Annotated in this window: 19 protein-coding genes; 14 read left to right on the top strand and 5 right to left on the bottom strand. The window is 58.5% G+C overall.

Annotated elements, in window-relative coordinates:
- Positions 1 to 39: 39 nt before the first annotated feature.
- A complete protein-coding gene (locus OSC50_RS20180) occupies positions 40 to 1,764 on the top strand; it encodes an ABC transporter ATP-binding protein/permease (RefSeq protein WP_266245973.1) in 1,725 nt (574 codons plus the stop codon).
- 74 nt (positions 1,765 to 1,838) lie between these two features.
- On the opposite strand, the gene OSC50_RS20175 is transcribed toward OSC50_RS20180, so the two are convergent.
- Complete coding sequence (locus OSC50_RS20175) at positions 1,839 to 2,276, bottom strand: Z-ring associated ZapG family protein (protein WP_034095870.1); 438 nt, start codon at positions 2,274 to 2,276, stop codon at positions 1,839 to 1,841.
- Positions 2,277 to 2,423: 147 nt separating this feature from the next.
- On the opposite strand from OSC50_RS20175, the gene OSC50_RS20170 reads away from it, so the two are divergent.
- The 3 genes from OSC50_RS20170 (at position 2,424) to zapE (ending at position 5,607) form a co-directional block, all read left to right on the top strand.
- Positions 2,424 to 3,053, top strand: a complete 630-nt coding sequence (locus tag OSC50_RS20170) for an alpha/beta hydrolase (RefSeq protein ID WP_181080599.1) — start codon at positions 2,424 to 2,426, stop codon at positions 3,051 to 3,053.
- A gap of 24 nt (positions 3,054 to 3,077) precedes the next feature.
- Positions 3,078 to 4,433: a tryptophan--tRNA ligase gene (locus OSC50_RS20165; RefSeq protein WP_253510460.1), complete on the top strand. Its 1,356-nt coding sequence runs from the start codon at positions 3,078 to 3,080 to the stop codon at positions 4,431 to 4,433.
- Between the two features lie 79 nt (positions 4,434 to 4,512).
- Complete coding sequence (gene zapE / locus OSC50_RS20160) at positions 4,513 to 5,607, top strand: cell division protein ZapE (RefSeq protein ID WP_181080601.1); 1,095 nt, start codon at positions 4,513 to 4,515, stop codon at positions 5,605 to 5,607.
- Between the two features lie 33 nt (positions 5,608 to 5,640).
- On the opposite strand, the gene OSC50_RS20155 is transcribed toward zapE, so the two are convergent.
- Entirely contained in the window at positions 5,641 to 6,537 is an 897-nt protein-coding gene (locus OSC50_RS20155; RefSeq protein ID WP_181080651.1) for a GlxA family transcriptional regulator, read from the bottom strand.
- A gap of 244 nt (positions 6,538 to 6,781) precedes the next feature.
- On the opposite strand from OSC50_RS20155, the gene OSC50_RS20150 reads away from it, so the two are divergent.
- Positions 6,782 to 7,918 (top strand): acyl-CoA dehydrogenase family protein, encoded by a 1,137-nt coding sequence (locus OSC50_RS20150; RefSeq protein ID WP_266245975.1) that lies wholly within the window; start codon positions 6,782 to 6,784, stop codon positions 7,916 to 7,918.
- A gap of 120 nt (positions 7,919 to 8,038) precedes the next feature.
- On the opposite strand, the gene OSC50_RS20145 is transcribed toward OSC50_RS20150, so the two are convergent.
- Positions 8,039 to 9,079, bottom strand: coding sequence for an NADP(H)-dependent aldo-keto reductase (locus OSC50_RS20145; protein WP_266245977.1), 1,041 nt, complete (start codon positions 9,077 to 9,079; stop codon positions 8,039 to 8,041).
- Positions 9,080 to 9,328: 249 nt separating this feature from the next.
- Between OSC50_RS20145 and rplM the strand changes: the two genes are divergently transcribed.
- From rplM to OSC50_RS20105, 8 genes are all read left to right on the top strand, one after another.
- Positions 9,329 to 9,757 (top strand): 50S ribosomal protein L13, encoded by a 429-nt coding sequence (gene rplM / locus OSC50_RS20140; protein ID WP_003171742.1) that lies wholly within the window; start codon positions 9,329 to 9,331, stop codon positions 9,755 to 9,757.
- Between the two features lie 14 nt (positions 9,758 to 9,771).
- Positions 9,772 to 10,164, top strand: a complete 393-nt coding sequence (rpsI, locus tag OSC50_RS20135; RefSeq protein ID WP_002555064.1) for a 30S ribosomal protein S9 — start codon at positions 9,772 to 9,774, stop codon at positions 10,162 to 10,164.
- Between the two features lie 266 nt (positions 10,165 to 10,430).
- Entirely contained in the window at positions 10,431 to 11,024 is a 594-nt protein-coding gene (petA, locus tag OSC50_RS20130; protein ID WP_034095877.1) for a ubiquinol-cytochrome c reductase iron-sulfur subunit, read from the top strand.
- Positions 11,024 to 12,235: a cytochrome b gene (locus tag OSC50_RS20125; protein WP_034095878.1), complete on the top strand. Its 1,212-nt coding sequence runs from the start codon at positions 11,024 to 11,026 to the stop codon at positions 12,233 to 12,235. Before petA ends, OSC50_RS20125 begins: the two co-directional genes overlap by 1 nt.
- Positions 12,235 to 13,017: a cytochrome c1 gene (locus OSC50_RS20120; protein ID WP_181080604.1), complete on the top strand. Its 783-nt coding sequence runs from the start codon at positions 12,235 to 12,237 to the stop codon at positions 13,015 to 13,017. Before OSC50_RS20125 ends, OSC50_RS20120 begins: the two co-directional genes overlap by 1 nt.
- A gap of 145 nt (positions 13,018 to 13,162) precedes the next feature.
- The gene (locus tag OSC50_RS20115) at positions 13,163 to 13,780 is read left to right on the top strand and encodes a glutathione S-transferase N-terminal domain-containing protein (protein ID WP_032886246.1); all 618 of its coding nucleotides are present in this window, start codon (positions 13,163 to 13,165) and stop codon (positions 13,778 to 13,780) included.
- A gap of 17 nt (positions 13,781 to 13,797) precedes the next feature.
- Entirely contained in the window at positions 13,798 to 14,217 is a 420-nt protein-coding gene (locus OSC50_RS20110; protein ID WP_181080605.1) for a ClpXP protease specificity-enhancing factor, read from the top strand.
- A gap of 159 nt (positions 14,218 to 14,376) precedes the next feature.
- Positions 14,377 to 15,123, top strand: a complete 747-nt coding sequence (locus OSC50_RS20105) for a FadR/GntR family transcriptional regulator (protein WP_181080606.1) — start codon at positions 14,377 to 14,379, stop codon at positions 15,121 to 15,123.
- On the opposite strand, the gene OSC50_RS20100 is transcribed toward OSC50_RS20105, so the two are convergent.
- Positions 15,124 to 15,762, bottom strand: a complete 639-nt coding sequence (locus OSC50_RS20100) for a hypothetical protein (RefSeq protein WP_181080607.1) — start codon at positions 15,760 to 15,762, stop codon at positions 15,124 to 15,126. It lies immediately after the preceding gene.
- Between the two features lie 137 nt (positions 15,763 to 15,899).
- The gene (locus OSC50_RS20095) at positions 15,900 to 17,054 is read right to left on the bottom strand and encodes a phospholipase (RefSeq protein ID WP_181080608.1); all 1,155 of its coding nucleotides are present in this window, start codon (positions 17,052 to 17,054) and stop codon (positions 15,900 to 15,902) included.
- Positions 17,055 to 17,288: 234 nt separating this feature from the next.
- Here OSC50_RS20095 and kdgD point away from each other — a divergent pair, with 234 nt between their 5' ends.
- Positions 17,289 to 18,200 (top strand): 5-dehydro-4-deoxyglucarate dehydratase, encoded by a 912-nt coding sequence (gene kdgD, locus OSC50_RS20090; RefSeq protein ID WP_253510464.1) that lies wholly within the window; start codon positions 17,289 to 17,291, stop codon positions 18,198 to 18,200.
- Positions 18,201 to 18,251 lie beyond the last annotated feature (51 nt).

The raw sequence follows: 18,251 nt of genomic DNA, 5'->3' as shown, positions 1-18,251 counted from the left end.
TTCGAACGCCTGTCATATCTTTCCTACCGAGCCTGAACGATGAATCAGAACGCTGAATATTCCGCGGTCAACGATGCGCTGCGTGGGCATTTCTTTCGCCGAACGTGGGCGATGATCACGCCTTATTGGCGCAGCGAAGAGAAGGGCAAGGCCTGGTTGTTGCTGGCAGTGGTGATTGGCCTGTCGCTGTTCAGCGTGGCAATTTCCGTGTGGCTCAACCACTGGTACAAAGACTTCTATAACGCTCTGGAAAACAAGGACACCGCGGCCTTCTGGCAACAAATCCTGTATTTCTGCGGGATCGCCGCCGTGGCGATTCTCGGCGCGGTCTACCGTCTTTACCTCACTCAGATGCTGACGATTCGCTGGCGTGCATGGCTGACCGAAAAGCACTTCGCCCGCTGGCTTGGCCACAAAAACTACTACCAGCTGGAGCAGGGGGGTTATACCGATAACCCGGACCAGCGGATTTCCGAAGACCTCAATAGTTTTACCCAGAACACCCTGAGCCTTGGCCTTGGGTTGCTGCGCAATGTGGTCAGCCTCGTGTCGTTCTCGGTCATTCTGTGGGGCGTGTCGGGCAGCATCGAAGTCTTCGGCATCACCATCCCCGGCTACATGTTCTGGTGTGCGTTGGTCTACGCCGGTGTCGGCAGTTGGCTGACCCACCTGATCGGTCGTCGTCTGATCGGCTTGAGCAACCAGCAGCAGCGCTTCGAAGCGGACCTGCGTTTCTCCATGGTGCGGGTGCGCGAGAATGCTGAAAGCATTGCCCTGTACAACGGCGAGCCCAACGAAAACCAACGCTTGAGCGCACGGTTCGGCAAGGTCTGGCATAACTACTGGGACATCATGAAGGTGTCCAAACGCCTGACGTTCTTTACCGCCGGCTACGAACAGATTGCTACCGTCTTTGCGTTTATCGTGGCTGCCCCGCGCTATTTTTCCGGCAAGATCGAGTTGGGTGAGCTGATGCAAATCAACTCGGCCTTCGGCAACGTACAGGGCAATTTCAGCTGGTTTATCAGCGCGTACGCCGACCTGGCCAGCTGGCGCGCCACCAGCGACCGTCTATTGAGCTTTCAACAGGCTATGACGGAAAACGAACAACGCCCGGCGGCCATTGATGTGAGCGCGCAGGGCGAGCGTCTTGTCGTGCAGGGGCTGGGCATGAATCTTATGGATGGTCGCCACCTGCTCACCGATGCCAACCTGATCGTTGAGCCGGGTCAGCGCGTCATGCTCAGTGGCCGTTCCGGCAGTGGCAAAAGTACCCTGCTGCGTGCCATGGGGCAGCTCTGGCCCGCAGGTCACGGCAGCATTCGTTTGCCGGCCAGGCGTTACCTGTTCCTGCCGCAGAAGCCTTACCTGCCGATCGGCACGCTGAAGGCGGTGTTGAGTTATCCACAGGACGCCGGCGTCTACTCGGCGCAACGTTATGCACAGGTCCTTGAAACGTGCCGCCTGCCGCATCTGGTAGGGCAGCTGGATGAGGCCAACCACTGGCAACGCGTGCTCTCGCCGGGCGAACAACAGCGCCTGGCGTTTGCCCGCGCCTTGCTGTTCGCGCCGCAATGGCTGTACATGGACGAAGCCACCTCGGCAATGGATGAGGAAGATGAGGCGACGTTGTACCAGGCGCTGATCGATGCGTTGCCGGGGCTGAGTATCGTCAGCGTCGGCCATCGCAGCAGCCTCAAACGCTTTCATGGTCGGCATGTGTGCATCGAAGGCGGGTGGCTTCAAGAGCAATCCATCTCCTGAGACCCAATGTGGGGGCCAACAAAAAGCCCGGTTGATCATCGATCAGCCGGGCTTTTCTATTGCTTGAAAATGACTTACTTCTTCAAACCGTAATGCTCATCCAGCATGCCTGGAGCATCCGCCGTTTTCGGCGCGTAGTCCCGTGGCGGTTCCTGGTTTTCCCGGGGTGGGGTCAGGCGTTCCCGTGGTGTCTGCGGTGCATCGGAGTGCAGCGCGGCCAGCAGGCGCTGGCGAGTGATGTCGTCGAGGGCCAGGCGGTTAGCGCCATCGGCGAGATGATCCTGTACTTCCTGGTAGCTCTGGGTGAGCTTCTTGACCAGGGTCGCGGTGCTATTGAAGTGGGTAACAACCTCGTTCTGATAACTGTCAAAACGTTCCTGGATGTCATCGAGCTGACGCTGCGTGCGGTTAGGCGCGGCATTCGGCAGCAGGCGAGCAACCAGGAATCCAATGGCGACACCGGCAACCAGGGCAAGAGTCGGCAACAACCAAACTAAGAGCGAGTGTTCCACGAGTCCTTCCTCTATAAACGGCTTTGCTTTACGTTAACGGCTCGGACCTGCGCTGTATACCGCGATTAAGCTCGCAATGATGTCATGCACAGATTTTTAGCTAGACGAGTCGACCCATTGAGAGGTCACGGAGTTCATTCCTTGCTCATGCGCGAAACCCCCGTTTTGATCGATGGCCCGGTAGGCCAATTGGAAGCCCTGTACCTGGATCAGCCCGAACCACGTGGCCTCGCGCTGATCTGCCACCCTAACCCGGTGCAGGGCGGGACCATGCTCAATAAAGTCGTGTCGACCCTGCAACGCACCGCGCGCGATGCCGGTTTGATCACGCTGCGTTTCAATTACCGCGGCGTCGGCGCCAGTGCCGGCAGCCACGACATGAGCAGCGGCGAAGTGGACGATGCCGAAGCGGCCGTCACCTGGCTGCGGGAAAAGCATCCTGGCCTGCCGATCACCTTGCTCGGGTTTTCCTTTGGCGGCTACGTGGCGGCGAGCCTGGGCGGGCGCCTGGAGGCCAAAGGCGAAAAACTCGCGCACCTGTTCATGGTCGCCGCTGCTGTGATGCGCCTGAGCGATAACGATGTGCTGCCCCAGGACTGCCCGTTGACCTTGATCCAACCGGAAACCGACGAAGTGGTCGACCCGCAGTTGGTCTACGACTGGTCCGCCGCCTTGAAACGCCCCCATGAGCTGCTGAAAGTGGCAGAATGCGGGCACTTTTTTCACGGCAAGCTCACCGATCTCAAAGATCTGGTGCTGCCGCGTCTCTCGAATTGATAGCAGTCTGATAAGCGATTACCCATGACGACTCGTACCCGTATCCTCACCGGCATCACCACCACCGGCACGCCGCACCTGGGCAACTACGCCGGTGCGATTCGCCCGGCCATCCTTGCCAGCCAGGACGCCAATGCCGATTCCTTTTACTTCCTGGCCGACTACCACGCCCTGATCAAATGCGATGACCCGCAGCGCATCCAGCGCTCGCGCATGGAAATCGCCGCGACCTGGCTGGCCGGTGGCCTGGATGTGAACCGGGTGACCTTCTATCGCCAGTCTGACATCCCGGAAATCCCCGAGCTGACCTGGCTGCTGACCTGCGTCGCCGCCAAGGGCCTGCTCAACCGCGCCCATGCCTACAAGGCCTCGGTGGATAAGAACGTGGAGACCGGCGAGGACCCGGATGCGGGTATCACCATGGGCCTGTACAGCTACCCGGTGCTGATGGCGGCGGACATCCTGATGTTCAACGCGCACAAGGTGCCGGTGGGCCGCGACCAGATCCAACATGTGGAGATGGCCCGCGACATCGGCCAGCGTTTCAACCACCTGTTTGGCAACGGTAAGGAATTCTTCACGATGCCCGAGGCGTTGATCGAAGAAAGCGTTGCCACTTTGCCGGGCCTGGATGGCCGCAAGATGTCCAAGAGCTACGATAACACCATCCCGTTGTTCACCAGCGCCAAGGATATGAAGGACGCGATCTCGCGCATCGTCACCGACTCCCGCGCGCCGGGCGAAGCCAAGGATCCGGACAATTCGCACCTGTTCACCCTGTACCAGGCCTTTGCCACGCAGGCCCAGGAGCAGGCGTTCCGTGACGAACTGCTGCAAGGCCTGGGTTGGGGCGAGGCGAAGAACCGTCTGTTCCAATTGCTGGACGGCCAGTTGGGCGAGGCCCGCGAGCGCTATCACCAACTGATGTCGCGCCCGTCGGACATGGAAGATCTGTTGCTGGTCGGGGCGAAGAAAGCCCGCGCCGTCGCGGCACCGTTTCTTGCCGAGCTGCGTGAGGCGGTGGGCCTGCGTTCGTTCGTGAACCAGGCTGCGGCGCCGGTCAGCGCCAAAAAGAAAACCACCAAGACCGCGCGTTTCGTGAGCTTTCGCGAAGATGACGGCAGTTTCCGTTTCCGCCTGCTGGCCGCCGATGGCGAACAACTGCTGTTGTCGCGCCATTTTGCCGACGGCAAGGCGGCAGGTGCGGTGACCAAACAACTGCAAAGCGGTGACGCCCTTGACGTGCGCACCGATGGCCTGCGCTTCAGCGTATGGCTGGACGGCGCCGCGGTAGCCGACAGTGCCGAGTTTGCCGACCCTACGTCGCTTGACGCGGCCATTGAGGCCCTGCGCATCGCGTTGGCCCCCCTCGAGGATTAACCCGACCAAGGGTTGATTGCCATTATCCAGGGCCGTCGTTACAGTGACGGCCCGTTTTTGTTGCCTTGCTAACGAAATTATGACGCCCCTAGAACGATATCAAGCTGATCTGAAACGCCCTGAGTTCTTCCACGACGCGGCTCAGGAAAATGCGGTGCGTCATTTGCAGCGCCTGTACGAGGACCTGCTTGCAGCTTCGCAAAGCAAGCCCGGGATGCTCAGCAAGCTGTTCGGCAAGAAAGACCATACGCCGGTCAAAGGCCTGTATTTCTGGGGCGGCGTGGGCCGTGGCAAGACTTATCTGGTCGACACCTTCTTTGAAGCGCTGCCGTTCAAGGAAAAAGTCCGCACCCACTTCCACCGCTTCATGAAACGCGTGCACGAAGAGATGAAGACGCTGCCGGGCGAGAAAAACCCGCTGACTATCATCGCCAAGCGCTTTGCCCAGGAAGCCCGGGTGATCTGTTTCGATGAGTTCTTCGTCTCCGACATCACCGATGCCATGATTCTTGGCACCTTGATGGAAGAGCTGTTCAAGAATGGCGTGACCCTGGTCGCCACCTCGAACATCGTGCCTGACGGTCTGTACAAGGATGGTCTGCAGCGCGCGCGCTTCCTGCCGGCAATCGCGCTGATCAAGCAGCACACTGAAATCGTCAATGTGGACAGCGGCGTCGACTATCGCCTGCGTCACCTCGAGCAGGCGGAGCTGTACCATTTTCCGCTGAACGAAGCGGCTCACGAAAGCTTGCGAAAGAGCTTCCGTGCCCTGACGCCGGAATGCACCCAGGCGGTGGAAAACGATAAGTTGGTGATCGAAAATCGCGAAATCATCGCCCTGCGCACCTGCGATGACGTGGCCTGGTTCGAGTTCCGCCAACTCTGCGACGGCCCGCGCAGCCAGAACGACTACATCGAACTGGGCAAGATCTTCCACGCGGTGATCCTCAGCGGCGTGGAGCAGATGAGCGTCACCACCGACGACATCGCGCGCCGGTTTATCAACATGGTCGACGAGTTCTACGACCGCAACGTCAAGCTGATCATCTCGGCGGAAGTGGAACTCAAGGACCTCTACACCGGCGGTCGCTTGAACTTCGAATTCCAGCGCACCCTCAGCCGTTTGCTGGAGATGCAGTCCCACGAGTTCCTCTCGCGCGGGCACAAACCCTAAGTGTGAGAGGGGGCAAGCCCCTCCCACATTGGCTTACGCAGCCTGCTGGAATTGCTGGCGGTATTGGTTCGGCGATAGCTCGGTGTGTTGGCGAAACAACCGCGCAAAGAAACTCGCATCGTCGTAACCCACCTCATAGCTGATGGTCTTGATGCTCTTGCGACTGCCCGAGAGCAGGCCCTTGGCCGTTTCGATGCGCAGACGCTGCAGGTAATGCAGCGGCTTGTCCCCGGTGGCGGTCTGGAAGCGACGCATGAAGTTGCGGATGCTCATACCGTGTTCCCGGGCGACATCTTCGAAGCGGAATTTGTCGGCGAAGTGCTCTTCCAGCCAGTGCTGGATCTGCAGGATGATCACATCCTGGTGCAGTTTCTGCCCGCCAAAGCCAATGCGGCCAGGTGAATAGCTGCGCTGCACTTCGTAGAGAATGTCGCGTGCCACGGCCTGGGCGATATTGGCGCCGCAGAAGCGTTCGATCAGATAAATATAGAGATCGCAGGCCGAGGTTGTGCCGCCGGCGCAGTAGAGGTTGTCGGCGTCGGTGAGATGTTTGTCCTGATTGAGCTGGACCTTGGGGAAGCGTTCGCTGAAGGCGTTGAAGAAGCGCCAGTAGGTGGTCGCCTCCTTGCCATCGAGCAGGCCGGCTTCGGCGAGCCAGAACACCCCGGTGGCTTCGCCGCACAACACGGCACCGCGTGCGTGTTGTTCGCGCAGCCAGGGCAACACTTGGGGGTAGCGGGCGCACAGGGCGTCGAAGTCATCCCAGAAGGCCGGTAGAACGATGATGTCGGCGTCTTCCAGGCCGCCATCCACCGGCATGATCACATCACTGAAGCTGCACACCGATTTTGCATCGGGGCTGACAAGACGCGTTTCGAACGCCGGGGTCAGACCCAGGCCTTGCTGCTTGCCATAGCGCAGGCTGGCCAGGTGAAAGAAATCCTTGGCTTGCATGAGGGTGGACGCGAATACCCGATCAATGGCCAGAATGCTGACGCGCCGCAACGGCGTGGAGATTTGATTAGACATAATTTCATTTATTCTTATAGGGGAAAGTGGTCACCAGACGGCTGGATCGTCTTATTTTTTGTCGCATGTGTCCAGTGTCCCGTGACGCTTGGGCGGCATAGGCTCTGTGGGTTCGTTCTTGTCCGACAATCCACACAGGTGCCCCATGATCCCGAGAACCTTGTTCAGTCCAGACCACGAACTGTTTCGCGAGAGCGTGCGCACTTTTCTCGAAAAAGACGCCGTGCCTTTCCATGGCCAATGGGAAAAGCAGGGCTATATCGACCGCAGCCTGTGGAGAAAGGCGGGTGAGGCGGGCTTGCTGTGCTCTCATCTGCCGCAAGCCTACGGCGGCCTCGACGCTGACTTTCTCTACAGCGCCGTGGTGATCGAGGAGATCGGCCGGCTGGGCCTGACCGGGATCGGGTTCTCCCTGCATTCGGACATTGTTGCGCCGTACATCCTGCATTACGGCAGTGAGGCGCTGAAGCATAAATACCTGCCCAAATTGATCAGCGGCGAGATGGTCACCGCCATTGCGATGACCGAACCCGGCGCCGGGTCCGACCTGCAAGGGGTCAAGACCAGCGCCGTGCTTGATGGCGATGAGTATGTGATCAACGGCTCCAAGACGTTTATTACCAACGGCTATCTCGCCGACCTGGTGATCGTGGTGGCCAAGACCGACCCCAAGGCCGGCGCCAAGGGCACCAGCCTGTTTCTGGTAGAGGCCGATACGCCGGGCTTCGCCAAGGGCAAGCGCCTGGAGAAGGTGGGCATGAAGGCCCAGGACACCTCGGAGCTGTTTTTCCAGGATGTGCGGGTGCCCAAGGAAAACCTGTTGGGCCAGGCCGGCATGGGCTTCGCCTACCTGATGCAGGAATTGCCCCAGGAGCGCCTGACCGTGGCGATTGGCGCGTTGTCGTCCGCCGAGGCGGCGTTGGCGTGGACCCTGCAATACACCCGTGAGCGCAAGGCATTCGGCAAGGCGATCGCCGACTTCCAGAACACCCGTTTCAAACTGGCCGAAATGGCTACGGAGATTCAGATCGGCCGTGTATTCGTCGACCAGTGCATGGCGTTACACCTGGAAGGCAAGCTGGATGTGCCTACGGCGGCGATGGCCAAGTACTGGGCCACGGACCTGCAATGCAAGGTGCTCGACGAGTGCGTGCAGTTGCACGGCGGCTACGGGTTCATGTGGGAGTACCCGATTGCCCGCGCCTGGGCGGATGCGCGGGTGCAGCGGATTTATGCGGGGACCAACGAGATCATGAAGGAGATCATTGCGCGGTCGCTTTGATTTTTGCTGGTCTTGAATGCGTCATCGGGGGCAAGCCCCCTCCCACATTGGAATGCATTCCAAGTGTGGGAGGGGCGGTGCGACGATTCGACTTGCCCCCGATAGCGGTCTACAGATCGATCAAGGCGCCGGATTCGGATGATCCTTCTGAATTGCCTCAATCCCTTCCAGTACTTCCTTCGACAGCTTCAGATCTGCACTGGCGATGTTGCTGTCCAGTTGCTCCAGCGACGTTGCGCCAATAATGTTGCTGGTCACGAACGGTTGCTGGGTCACAAATGCCAATGCCATCTGCGCCGGGTCCAGGCCATGCTCACGCGCCAGTGCCACATAACGGCTGCACGCCGCCTCCGACTGCGGGTTGAAGTAGCGGCTGAAACGGCTGTATTCGGTCAGGCGGGCCTTAGCCGGGCGGGCACCGTTTTCATATTTGCCGCTGAGCATGCCGAACGCCAGGGGCGAGTAGGCCAGCAGGCCGCATTGTTCGCGAATCGCGACTTCCGCCAGGCCCACTTCAAAGCTGCGGTTGAGCAGGTTGTACGGGTTCTGGATCGACACCGCGCGCGTCCAGCCCCGGGCTTCGGCCAGGGCCAGGAATTTCATGGTGCCCCACGGGGTTTCATTGGACAGACCGATGTGACGGATCTTGCCGGCCTTGACCTGTTCGTCCAGCGCTTCGAGGGTTTCCTCAAGCGGCGTGAGGTCGTCTTCGTCCTTGTGCTTGTAGCTCAATTGGCCGAAGAAGTTGGTGCTGCGCTCCGGCCAGTGCAACTGGTACAGGTCGATCCAGTCGGTCTGCAGGCGTTTGAGGCTGGCGTCCAGTGCGTCGACGATGTGTTTGCGGTTATGGCGCAGGTAGCCGTCGCGGATGTAGTCGATGGTGTTGCCGGGGCCGGCGATCTTGCTGGCCAGGATCCAGTCGGCGCGGTCGCCACGGCTCTTGAAGTAACGACCGATGTAGCGTTCGGTGGTGGCATAGGTATCGGCCTTGGGAGGCACCGGGTACATTTCCGCGGTGTCGAGGAAGTTGATCCCCGCGGCCTTGGCTCGCTCAATCTGCGCGAAGGCCTCTGCCTCGCTGTTCTGCTCGCCCCAGGTCATGGTGCCCAAGGCTATCGCGCTCACGTTCAGATCCGTACGGCCCAGCTGTCGATAATCCATCGGGTACTCCTGTCGGGGAAAACAATCATAAAAGCAGGTTGAATTTTTTTTCGCAATCTGCATAATTGCCCACCTCTTTCTGCAGTGGAAGTGATGCGCCGCCTGCCGAAGAATCTTGCCGTTGAACGGACGCGCTGACCCGAGCCCCCGATAGCGTCTGTATCCGGCTGCCTTTGACTTGTCAAAGTACGCACTATTCAGTAAGATCCGCCGTCTAATTTACAGGGCGGCCCCTGAGGCTATTAAAGAATGACAACTTTTACTGCAAAACCGGAAACAGTTCAGCGCGACTGGTTTGTCGTCGACGCCGCTGGTCAGACCCTGGGTCGTCTGGCCACTGAAGTCGCCAGCCGTCTGCGTGGCAAGCACAAGCCTGAGTACACCCCTCACGTTGACACCGGTGACTACATCGTGATCATCAACGCTGAGCAGGTACGTGTTACCGGCAACAAAGCGCAAGACAAAATGTACTACCGTCACTCCGGTTTCCCAGGCGGTATCAAGTCTTCCAACTTTGAAGGCCTGATTTCCAAGAAGCCTGAAGCCCCGATCGAAATCGCGGTCAAAGGCATGCTGCCGAAGGGCCCACTGGGTCGCGATATGTTTCGCAAGCTGAAAGTCTATGCGGGCGCTGTCCACCCTCATGCTGCTCAGCAGCCCCAAGAACTGAAGTTTTAACGGAATAGTTCATTATGTCGGCGACTCAAAATTACGGCACTGGCCGTCGCAAAACCGCAACCGCACGCGTTTTCCTGCGTCCGGGCACTGGTAACATCTCGATCAACAACCGCTCCCTGGACAACTTCTTCGGCCGCGAAACTGCCCGCATGGTAGTTCGTCAGCCGCTGGAACTGACCGAGACCGTTGAAAAGTTCGACATCTACGTCACCGTTATCGGTGGCGGTGTAAGTGGTCAAGCTGGCGCAATCCGCCACGGTATCACTCGCGCTCTGATGCAGTACGACGAAACCCTGCGTGGCGCTCTGCGCAAAGCTGGCTTCGTGACTCGTGATGCCCGTGAAGTAGAACGTAAGAAAGTCGGTCTGCGTAAAGCGCGTAAGCGTCCGCAGTACTCGAAGCGTTAATTCGCTTTACGTTCCACAAGAACGCCCAGCCTCCTTACGGAGCTGGGCGTTTTTTATTGCCCGCGATTTGTGCATAAAAATCGCCGTGACAACTTGCCACATCCGTAGACCCCCTATACTACAAGGCCTGGAGCCGGAGCTCCGGGTAATTCCCTTGTCAGAGGTGGGGCTTTTCATTACCATTCGGCAAAATTTTTATAAGTTCAGATTTAATACTTAGTAGACGCCTGATTTAACAGGCCAAAAAGCTGATGGGAGAGGACTGAATGAGCAATGACGGCGTGAATGCAGGCCGGCGTCGCTTCTTGGTAGCAGCCACATCCGTGGTGGGTGCTGCAGGAGCGGTGGGGGCTGCGGTCCCGTTCGTGGGGTCATGGTTTCCCAGTGCCAAGGCGAAAGCCGCAGGTGCACCGGTGAAAGTGAATGTCAGCAAGATCGAGCCAGGCCAGCAGATGATTGCTGAATGGCGCGGCCAGCCGGTATTCATTGTTCGTCGTACCGAGGAAATCCTGGGAAATCTGAAAAAGATCGAAGGCCAGCTGTCTGACCCGAAATCCGAGAAATCCGACCAACCCGCCTACGCCAAAAACGAAGCCCGTTCGATCAAGCCAGAGATTCTGCTGCTGGTCGGACTGTGTACCCACTTGGGTTGCTCGCCTACTTTCCGCCCGGAAGTAGCCCCTGTCGATCTGGGCAAGGACTGGGTCGGCGGGTATTTCTGCCCGTGCCACGGTTCTCACTATGACCTTGCCGGTCGTGTCTACAAGTCTCAGCCTGCTCCATTGAACCTGCCCGTGCCACCGCACACCTACGAAACTGACGACCTTATTGTCATTGGCCTCGATAAGGAGAACGCGTGATGAGCAAGTTCATGGATTGGGTGGATGCGCGTTTCCCCGCCACTAAAATGTGGGAAGACCATCTCAGCAAATACTACGCCCCAAAAAACTTCAATTTCTTCTACTTCTTCGGGTCCCTGGCGCTGCTGGTGCTGGTCAACCAGATCGTCACCGGCGTGTGGTTGACGATGAGCTATAACCCGTCGGCGGAAGAGGCGTTTGCCTCGGTCGAATACATCATGCGCGACGTCGAGTACGGCTCGATCCTGCGTCTGTTGCACTCCACCGGCGCTTCGGCGTTTTTCATCGTGGTCTACCTGCACATGTTCCGTGGCCTGCTCTACGGTTCCTACCAGAAGCCCCGCGAGCTGGTATGGGTCTTCGGCATGCTGATTTACCTGGCGCTGATGGCCGAAGCCTTCATGGGGTATCTGCTGCCGTGGGGCCAGATGTCGTACTGGGGCGCTCAGGTGATTATCTCGCTGTTTGGCGCGATCCCTGTGATCGGCAACGACCTGACCCAGTGGATCCGCGGTGACTACCTGATCTCCGGCATCACCCTGAACCGCTTCTTCGCCTTGCACGTAGTGGCCCTGCCGATTGTGATCCTGGGCCTGGTGGTGCTGCACATCCTGGCGCTGCACGAAGTGGGGTCCAACAACCCCGATGGCGTGGATATCAAGAAGCACAAGGACGAGAACGGCATCCCGCTGGATGGCATTCCGTTCCACCCTTACTACACCGTCAAAGACATTGTCGGCGTGGTCGTGTTCCTGTTCGTATTCTGCTCGATCGTGTTCTTTTTCCCGGAGATGGGCGGTTATTTCCTGGAGAAGCCTAACTTCGAACAGGCGAACGCCTTCAAGACACCTGAGCATATCGCGCCTGTCTGGTACTTCACGCCGTTCTACGCGATCCTGCGGGCGATCCCCGACAAACTCATGGGCGTAATCGCCATGGGTGCGGCCATCGCGGTGCTGTTCGTGCTGCCCTGGCTCGACCGAAGCCCGGTCAAGTCCATGCGCTACAAGGGTTGGCTGAGCAAGATCTGGCTGTGGGTGTTCTGTATCGCCTTCGTGATCCTGGGTGTCCTGGGTGTGCTGGCGCCAACGCCTGAACGGACGTTGCTGTCGCAGGTCTGCACCTTCCTGTACTTCGCCTACTTCATTCTGATGCCGTTCTATACCCGGCTCGAGAAGACCAAACCGGTTCCGGAAAGGGTGACTGGCTGATGAAAAAATTATTCGTTGCATTAATGCTTGCGGCACTGCCGCTGCTGTCCTTCGCTGCCGAACATGGCGGCCCGGAACTGGAAAAGGTCGACATTGACGTGTCCGACAAAGCCGCCATGCAGGACGGTGCGCGGACGTTCGCCAACTACTGCATGGGCTGCCACAGCGCCAAGTTCCAGCGCTATGAGCGAGTCGCCGATGACCTGGGCATCCCTCACGAGATGATGCTGGAGAAATTGGTGTTCACAGGGGCCAAGATCGGCGACCACATGAATATCGGGATGAAACCCGCCGATGCCAAGGCCTGGTTCGGCGCCGCACCGCCCGACCTGACACTGGTCGCTCGTGTGCGCGGTACCGATTGGCTCTACGGCTACCTCAAATCATTCTACGAAGATCCGACGCGCCCCTGGGGTGTGAACAACAAAGTCTTCCCGAACGTGGGCATGCCTAACGTTCTGGTCGGCCTGCAGGGTCGCCAAGTGGTAGGATGCAAGCAGGTTCAGGTCGTTGAGAACGGCAAGAAGCAATATGATCCGTTGACCGGAACGCCTCTGACCCATGAGGCCTGCGATCAACTGACCATCGTGCCGAAGACCGGCGCGCTTAACGAGGAGCAGTTTGACGAGAAGGTCAAGAACCTCGTGACCTTCCTGGCTTACTCGGCCAACCCGGTTAAACTGCAGCATCAGCGCATCGGTACCTATGTATTGTTGTACCTGGCTTTCTTCTTTGTATTCGCCTATCTGCTCAAACGCGAATACTGGAAGGATGTGCATTGATCCAACCGTAAGCAATTGCTGTTAATCTTGCGCGCCCAGCGGCCTCTCTGAACCGTAGCGATCTGTCATCAGGTCCTGCAGAGAGGCTCTCTGGGCGCGCTCGTTTTTGAGCTTTCGATAATTTCAACAAGCGAGGAGGACCGCCATGGGCGTGACCAATCGGTTGGCCTGTTACTCCGACCCCGCCGACCACTATTCCCACCGAGTACGCATCGTGCTCGCAGAGAAGGGTGTCAGCGCCGAGATCATCAGTGTGGAGGCAGGACGCCATCCACCGAAACTGATCGAAGTGAACCCTTACGGCAGCTTGCCCACCCTGGTCGATCGTGACCTGGCGTTGTGGGAGTCAACCGTGGTGATGGAATATCTGGATGAGCGTTACCCTCATCCGCCTTTGTTGCCGGTGTACCCGGTGGCGCGTGCCAACAGCCGCCTGCTGATCCATCGGATCCAACGTGACTGGTGCGGGCTGGTGGATGTGATCCTGGATTCGCGCAGCAAAGAGGCGGCCCGTGTTGTGGCGCGCAAGGAATTGCGCGAAAGCCTGACCGGCGTTTCGCCACTGTTCGCCGACAAGCCTTTTTTCCTCAGCGAGGAACAAAGCCTGGTCGATTGCTGCCTATTACCCATACTCTGGCGCTTGCCGATTCTGGGCATTGAACTGCCACGGCCGGCCAAGCCGTTGCTTGATTACATGGAGCGCCAGTTTGCGCGTGAGGCTTTCCAGGCGAGTCTGTCTGGTGTCGAACGCGATATGCGCTAAGGCTTAAGGAGCCGCTGATGAACTCCAGTCGACCCTACCTGGTCCGCGCGCTCTATGAGTGGATTGTGGACAACGATTGCACCCCGCACATGCTGGTCAATTCCGAATTTCCTGCGGTTCAGGTACCGCAGGGTTTTGCCAGTGACGGACAGATTGTACTGAACGTGTCGCCCAGTGCGGTGCGTCATCTGCATATGGACAACGAAGCCGTTAGTTTCGAAGGGCGTTTCGGTGGTGTGCCGCACACGCTCTATGTGCCGATTGGCGCCATTCTCGGGATCTATGCCCGTGAGAATGGGCAAGGCATGGTGTTCGATCTGGAGTCGCCTTTCGAGGATGACGAAACGATCGACAGTGAAGACGGTGATGATCTGCCACCGCCGGGTACCGAGCCACCGCGTCCCAGCGGCCGGCCAAGCCTGAAGGTGGTCAAGTAAGCCGTTACGTCCCGGGACGTGTCTGAAGAAAATGCCTCGATCTGTGTCGGGGCATTTTTTTGCGCGCTGGATAGGGATGAAAGTCGTGACTGGACGGTGATCGTACAACCGCCATGGGCTATGATGCGTGCTCAAGTTCGCCGAGAAAGATGATCCATCATGGAAAACGCCAACACCGCCCCTCGTCTTCCCCGCAAGCGCCGCAGCCTTGCCCAGGAATTGGTCACGGTGTTGTCCGAGCAAATCCGCGATGGCCAACTCAAGCGTGGCGATAAACTGCCTACCGAGTCGGCCATCATGGAAGCCCATGGGGTCAGCCGCACGGTGGTGCGCGAAGCCATCTCGCGCCTGCAGGCGGCAGGGCAGGTCGAGACGCGCCATGGCATCGGCACCTTTGTACTCGATACGCCCAGCCCCAGTGGTTTTCGCATTGATCCTGCCACCGTGGTGACGTTGCGCGATGTACTGGCCATTCTGGAGTTGCGTATCAGCCTGGAAGTGGAATCCGCCGGCCTCGCCGCGTTACGTCGCAACGATGAGCAACTGGCGGCCATGCGCGCGGCACTCGATGCGCTGAACGAGAGCGCCGCGCACGCGGGCGATGCGGTTGCATCGGACTTTGCTTTTCACCTGGAAATTGCCTTGTCCACCGGCAACCGCTACTTCACCGACATCATGACCCACCTGGGCACCAGCATCATTCCGCGTACCCGCCTGAACTCCGCGCGCCTGGCCCATGATGATCAGCAACACTACATGGACCGCCTGAGCCGCGAACACGAAGAAATCTACGAGGCGATTGCCCGCCAGGATTCGGACGCGGCACGAGCGGCCATGCGTTTGCACCTGACCAACAGTCGCGAGCGGCTGCGCCATGCTCATGAAGAGGCTGAAAGGGCTGTCTGATCACGCCGGTGGCCGAATATCAGTGGGGGGCTCGGTGACCAAGGTCTCTAGTATCAGCGTCTGGTCGTCGATGTCCTCTCCCATGAAAAAATACCTGCCTTTGACGAGAACCCATAGGTTTGCCAGGCTGAAATAAATGAAATCTCCGACATTCGCGGCTGCTTCGAGCTCAAAATACTGGGGATTGTCGACATTGCCCGGCAGCTTAGTCATGGAGTTGATGTGACATATCGTGCGCATTCCGGTCCTGCGCGATGTGATAGTCAGTGGAATAGTCGATGAGCTCTCTACGCCGGATTCACCTCGGGTCGAGTAACCCACGTGAATGGTTTTGCCAAGGTAGTTCGCGAGTGTCTCCTTGGGAATGGTTACTTTAAGATCGCTGAGAGGGAAGAAGTCCCCATCTTCCGGATCATCGGGCGAAACGCGCCATTCACTGGTGTTGAGCCGACGCATGTCATAACCGGACCACGTTGGAAATTCAGGGTCTTGTATTGGGTCGGTCAGGATGAACGCGTAAACCTGCGAATTAAGCGCTAACTTATCAGTGATGCTCAGGCTCAATGCCTCTGGAAGCTCTGCCAGCCTGATTCTACCTTTGTCGGCTTGTGGCTTGAGGATAGGAGGGGCTAGAGTCATGTTGGGTTCTCCTTGGTATCGGGGTGGTTGTAAAAATTTGCCTCAAGAGCTGCTTGCACTGCCCTTGAGGCGTGTTATCCCCCTCGTCTTGATCCCACGTAACTGTTAAAAATCACAGTTTCGACAAACGGCATTCTTCAAGCCGGAGCATTCGGCGTGTAGTCCTTGAGCAACAAATACGTACTCCATCCCCACCAGTCATTCGTCCAATGCTTGTCGTTCAGGTCATTCACGTCCTTGCGCCTCGCCACCTTGTCGCCTTCCATCTTGAACAACGGTGAAAAGTTGTTCGCCGGATTCTGCGCGGCGTTCAGGTCCGGCACGTACAGCGGCGCCTTGAAAGTGGCCGGGGAGGGCGCGGTGCCGCTGATAAACGTCTCGAAGATCTCGTCCGCCGAGGCTTGCACCGCGCGCTTGACCTGGACCCGATTGGCCGCGTCGATGTCATCGAAGTAGCGTTTGTCCCCGTAGGCGTGCCATTCGTCGCCCATGGCGTTGCGCACCTTGAGTCCGAATTTACTGTCTTCGTCATGCATGAAACGGCTGATCAGCGAACCGAGATCGCCAGGTGTGACCACGGCGGCCAGTTGCTTGCGCGGGACGCGCAGGTGGCCGGCGGAAAACAGATCGGTCAAAAAGTGATCGGCAAAACTGTTCATGGCGTAGGCCAGTTCCAGCGCCTGATCGGTGCCGGTTTGATGGGCCACCACGGCTTGTTGCAGCGCTGCGGTATGCCCGGCGAGGTAGGCCGACAGTGCCCATTCGCCGAAATGGTCGGCATTGTCCGCCGCCAGCTTGAGGTAGCGACCCAGCGGAATCAGCGCCGACACCGCGCTGCCGCCACCGGTGATGCGGTTCCATTCCTCGGACAAGCTATCCCCCAGGGCGTCATACGCGTCATGGGGCTGTTTGCCGTCCTTGATGGCCTGGTTGACCGCGTTGATCTCCTTTTGCATCACCGCGAGGATCTTGCCGGCTTCTTCCCGTGAGGCCGGCAGCACTGCCAGGGAATTGAAGGCGGCCGTAAATCGTTGCACCCGTTCGGCGGGGGAGGCGCCATCGCTGATGGGATGGCCGGGGATGCCATAGAAATCGCCACCCAGGGCGATCACTTGGCCGTAGGTCAGGGCGAGCCCGTTGGGCAGGTGCAGCAGGACTTGGCGTGCGGGAATTGCCGCCGCGTCTTTGGCGAAGCGCAACAGTGTGTCATCGCCGATGGCGGTGTGTTCCCCACCTTCGAAGCGCAGCAGGGGTGATTTTTTTTCGGGTGCCGCGAGTGTAGAACCGGACATGTTAGCTCCTTGCTATGTCGTAGGAATCTTCCCTTTATGCTGTATGCATATACAGCAAATGCGAGCTTAGAGGATAAATGTCCTACGTCAAGGAGCCTCGTATAAACATGGCGCAACGCAACGGTCGATGAATTGCAGTTGACGAATACTTTTATAGTTGTACGATGACGTACGACATCATCAAAACCAACAACAATCTTTCGACAGAAAGTCTTTACCCAGGGTGTTCGAATAATGAATCCACAAGAACTGAAGTCCATCCTCTCTCACGGTCTGCTGTCTTTCCCCGTGACCGATTTCAACGCCCAGGGCGATTTCCACCAGGCGGGTTACATCAAACGCCTGGAATGGCTGGCCCCTTACGGCGCTACAGCCTTGTTCGCCGCAGGCGGCACCGGTGAGTTTTTCTCCCTGGCCGCCAGCGAATATTCTCAAGTGATCAAGACTGCCGTTGATACCTGCGCCACCAGCGTGCCGATCCTCGCGGGTGTCGGCGGTTCGACGCGCCAGGCTATCGAATATGCGCAGGAAGCCGAACGTCTGGGCGCCAAAGGCCTGCTGCTGCTGCCGCACTACCTCACCGAAGCCAGCCAGGACGGGGTTGCCGCCCACGTTGAAGCGGTGTGCAAATCGGTCAAGATCGGCGTGGTGGTCTATAACCGCAACGTCTGCCGCCTGACGGCGCCGCTGCTGGAACGCCTGGCTGAGCGCTGCCCGAACCTCATTGGCTACAAGGACGGTCTGGGCGACATCGAGCTGATGGTGTCGATCCGTCGCCGCCTCGGTGATCGTTTCAGCTACCTTGGCGGCCTGCCGACTGCAGAAGTCTACGCCGCGGCCTACAAGGCCCTGGGCGTGCCGGTGTACTCCTCGGCGGTGTTCAACTTCATCCCGAAAACCGCGATGGACTTCTACCACGCGATTGCCAGGGATGATCACGCCACCGTCGGCAAGATCATCGACAACTTCTTCCTGCCTTACCTGGACATTCGTAACCGCAAAGCCGGTTATGCCGTGAGCATCGTCAAGGCCGGTGCAAAAATCGCCGGTTACGACGCAGGCCCGGTGCGCACGCCGCTGACCGATCTGTTGCCGGAAGAATACGAAGCCCTGGCCGCGCTGATCGATAAGCAAGGCCCGCAATAAGACATTTACAAGGCCGCTGAGCAATCAGCGGCCTTTTGCGTCAGGAGAAGA

The sequence above is a fragment of the Pseudomonas quebecensis genome (assembly GCF_026410085.1).
Lineage (GTDB): Bacteria > Pseudomonadota > Gammaproteobacteria > Pseudomonadales > Pseudomonadaceae > Aquipseudomonas > Aquipseudomonas quebecensis.
This window is presented reverse-complemented; position numbering and strand designations above follow the sequence as displayed.

Excerpts from the sequence above, each read along its gene's own strand:
- OSC50_RS20180 (WP_266245973.1), top strand. The coding sequence starts at position 40 with ATGAATCAGAACGCTGAATATTCCGCGGTCAACGATGCGCTGCGTGGG.
- OSC50_RS20170 (WP_181080599.1), top strand. The coding sequence starts at position 2,424 with ATGCGCGAAACCCCCGTTTTGATCGATGGCCCGGTAGGCCAATTGGAA.
- OSC50_RS20165 (WP_253510460.1), top strand. The coding sequence starts at position 3,078 with ATGACGACTCGTACCCGTATCCTCACCGGCATCACCACCACCGGCACG.
- zapE (WP_181080601.1), top strand. The coding sequence starts at position 4,513 with ATGACGCCCCTAGAACGATATCAAGCTGATCTGAAACGCCCTGAGTTC.
- OSC50_RS20150 (WP_266245975.1), top strand. The coding sequence starts at position 6,782 with ATGATCCCGAGAACCTTGTTCAGTCCAGACCACGAACTGTTTCGCGAG.
- OSC50_RS20145 (WP_266245977.1), bottom strand. The coding sequence starts at position 9,079 with ATGGATTATCGACAGCTGGGCCGTACGGATCTGAACGTGAGCGCGATA.
- rplM (WP_003171742.1), top strand. The coding sequence starts at position 9,329 with ATGACAACTTTTACTGCAAAACCGGAAACAGTTCAGCGCGACTGGTTT.
- rpsI (WP_002555064.1), top strand. The coding sequence starts at position 9,772 with ATGTCGGCGACTCAAAATTACGGCACTGGCCGTCGCAAAACCGCAACC.
- petA (WP_034095877.1), top strand. The coding sequence starts at position 10,431 with ATGAGCAATGACGGCGTGAATGCAGGCCGGCGTCGCTTCTTGGTAGCA.
- OSC50_RS20125 (WP_034095878.1), top strand. The coding sequence starts at position 11,024 with ATGAGCAAGTTCATGGATTGGGTGGATGCGCGTTTCCCCGCCACTAAA.
- OSC50_RS20120 (WP_181080604.1), top strand. The coding sequence starts at position 12,235 with ATGAAAAAATTATTCGTTGCATTAATGCTTGCGGCACTGCCGCTGCTG.
- OSC50_RS20115 (WP_032886246.1), top strand. The coding sequence starts at position 13,163 with ATGGGCGTGACCAATCGGTTGGCCTGTTACTCCGACCCCGCCGACCAC.
- OSC50_RS20110 (WP_181080605.1), top strand. The coding sequence starts at position 13,798 with ATGAACTCCAGTCGACCCTACCTGGTCCGCGCGCTCTATGAGTGGATT.
- OSC50_RS20105 (WP_181080606.1), top strand. The coding sequence starts at position 14,377 with ATGGAAAACGCCAACACCGCCCCTCGTCTTCCCCGCAAGCGCCGCAGC.
- OSC50_RS20100 (WP_181080607.1), bottom strand. The coding sequence starts at position 15,762 with ATGACTCTAGCCCCTCCTATCCTCAAGCCACAAGCCGACAAAGGTAGA.
- OSC50_RS20095 (WP_181080608.1), bottom strand. The coding sequence starts at position 17,054 with ATGTCCGGTTCTACACTCGCGGCACCCGAAAAAAAATCACCCCTGCTG.
- kdgD (WP_253510464.1), top strand. The coding sequence starts at position 17,289 with ATGAATCCACAAGAACTGAAGTCCATCCTCTCTCACGGTCTGCTGTCT.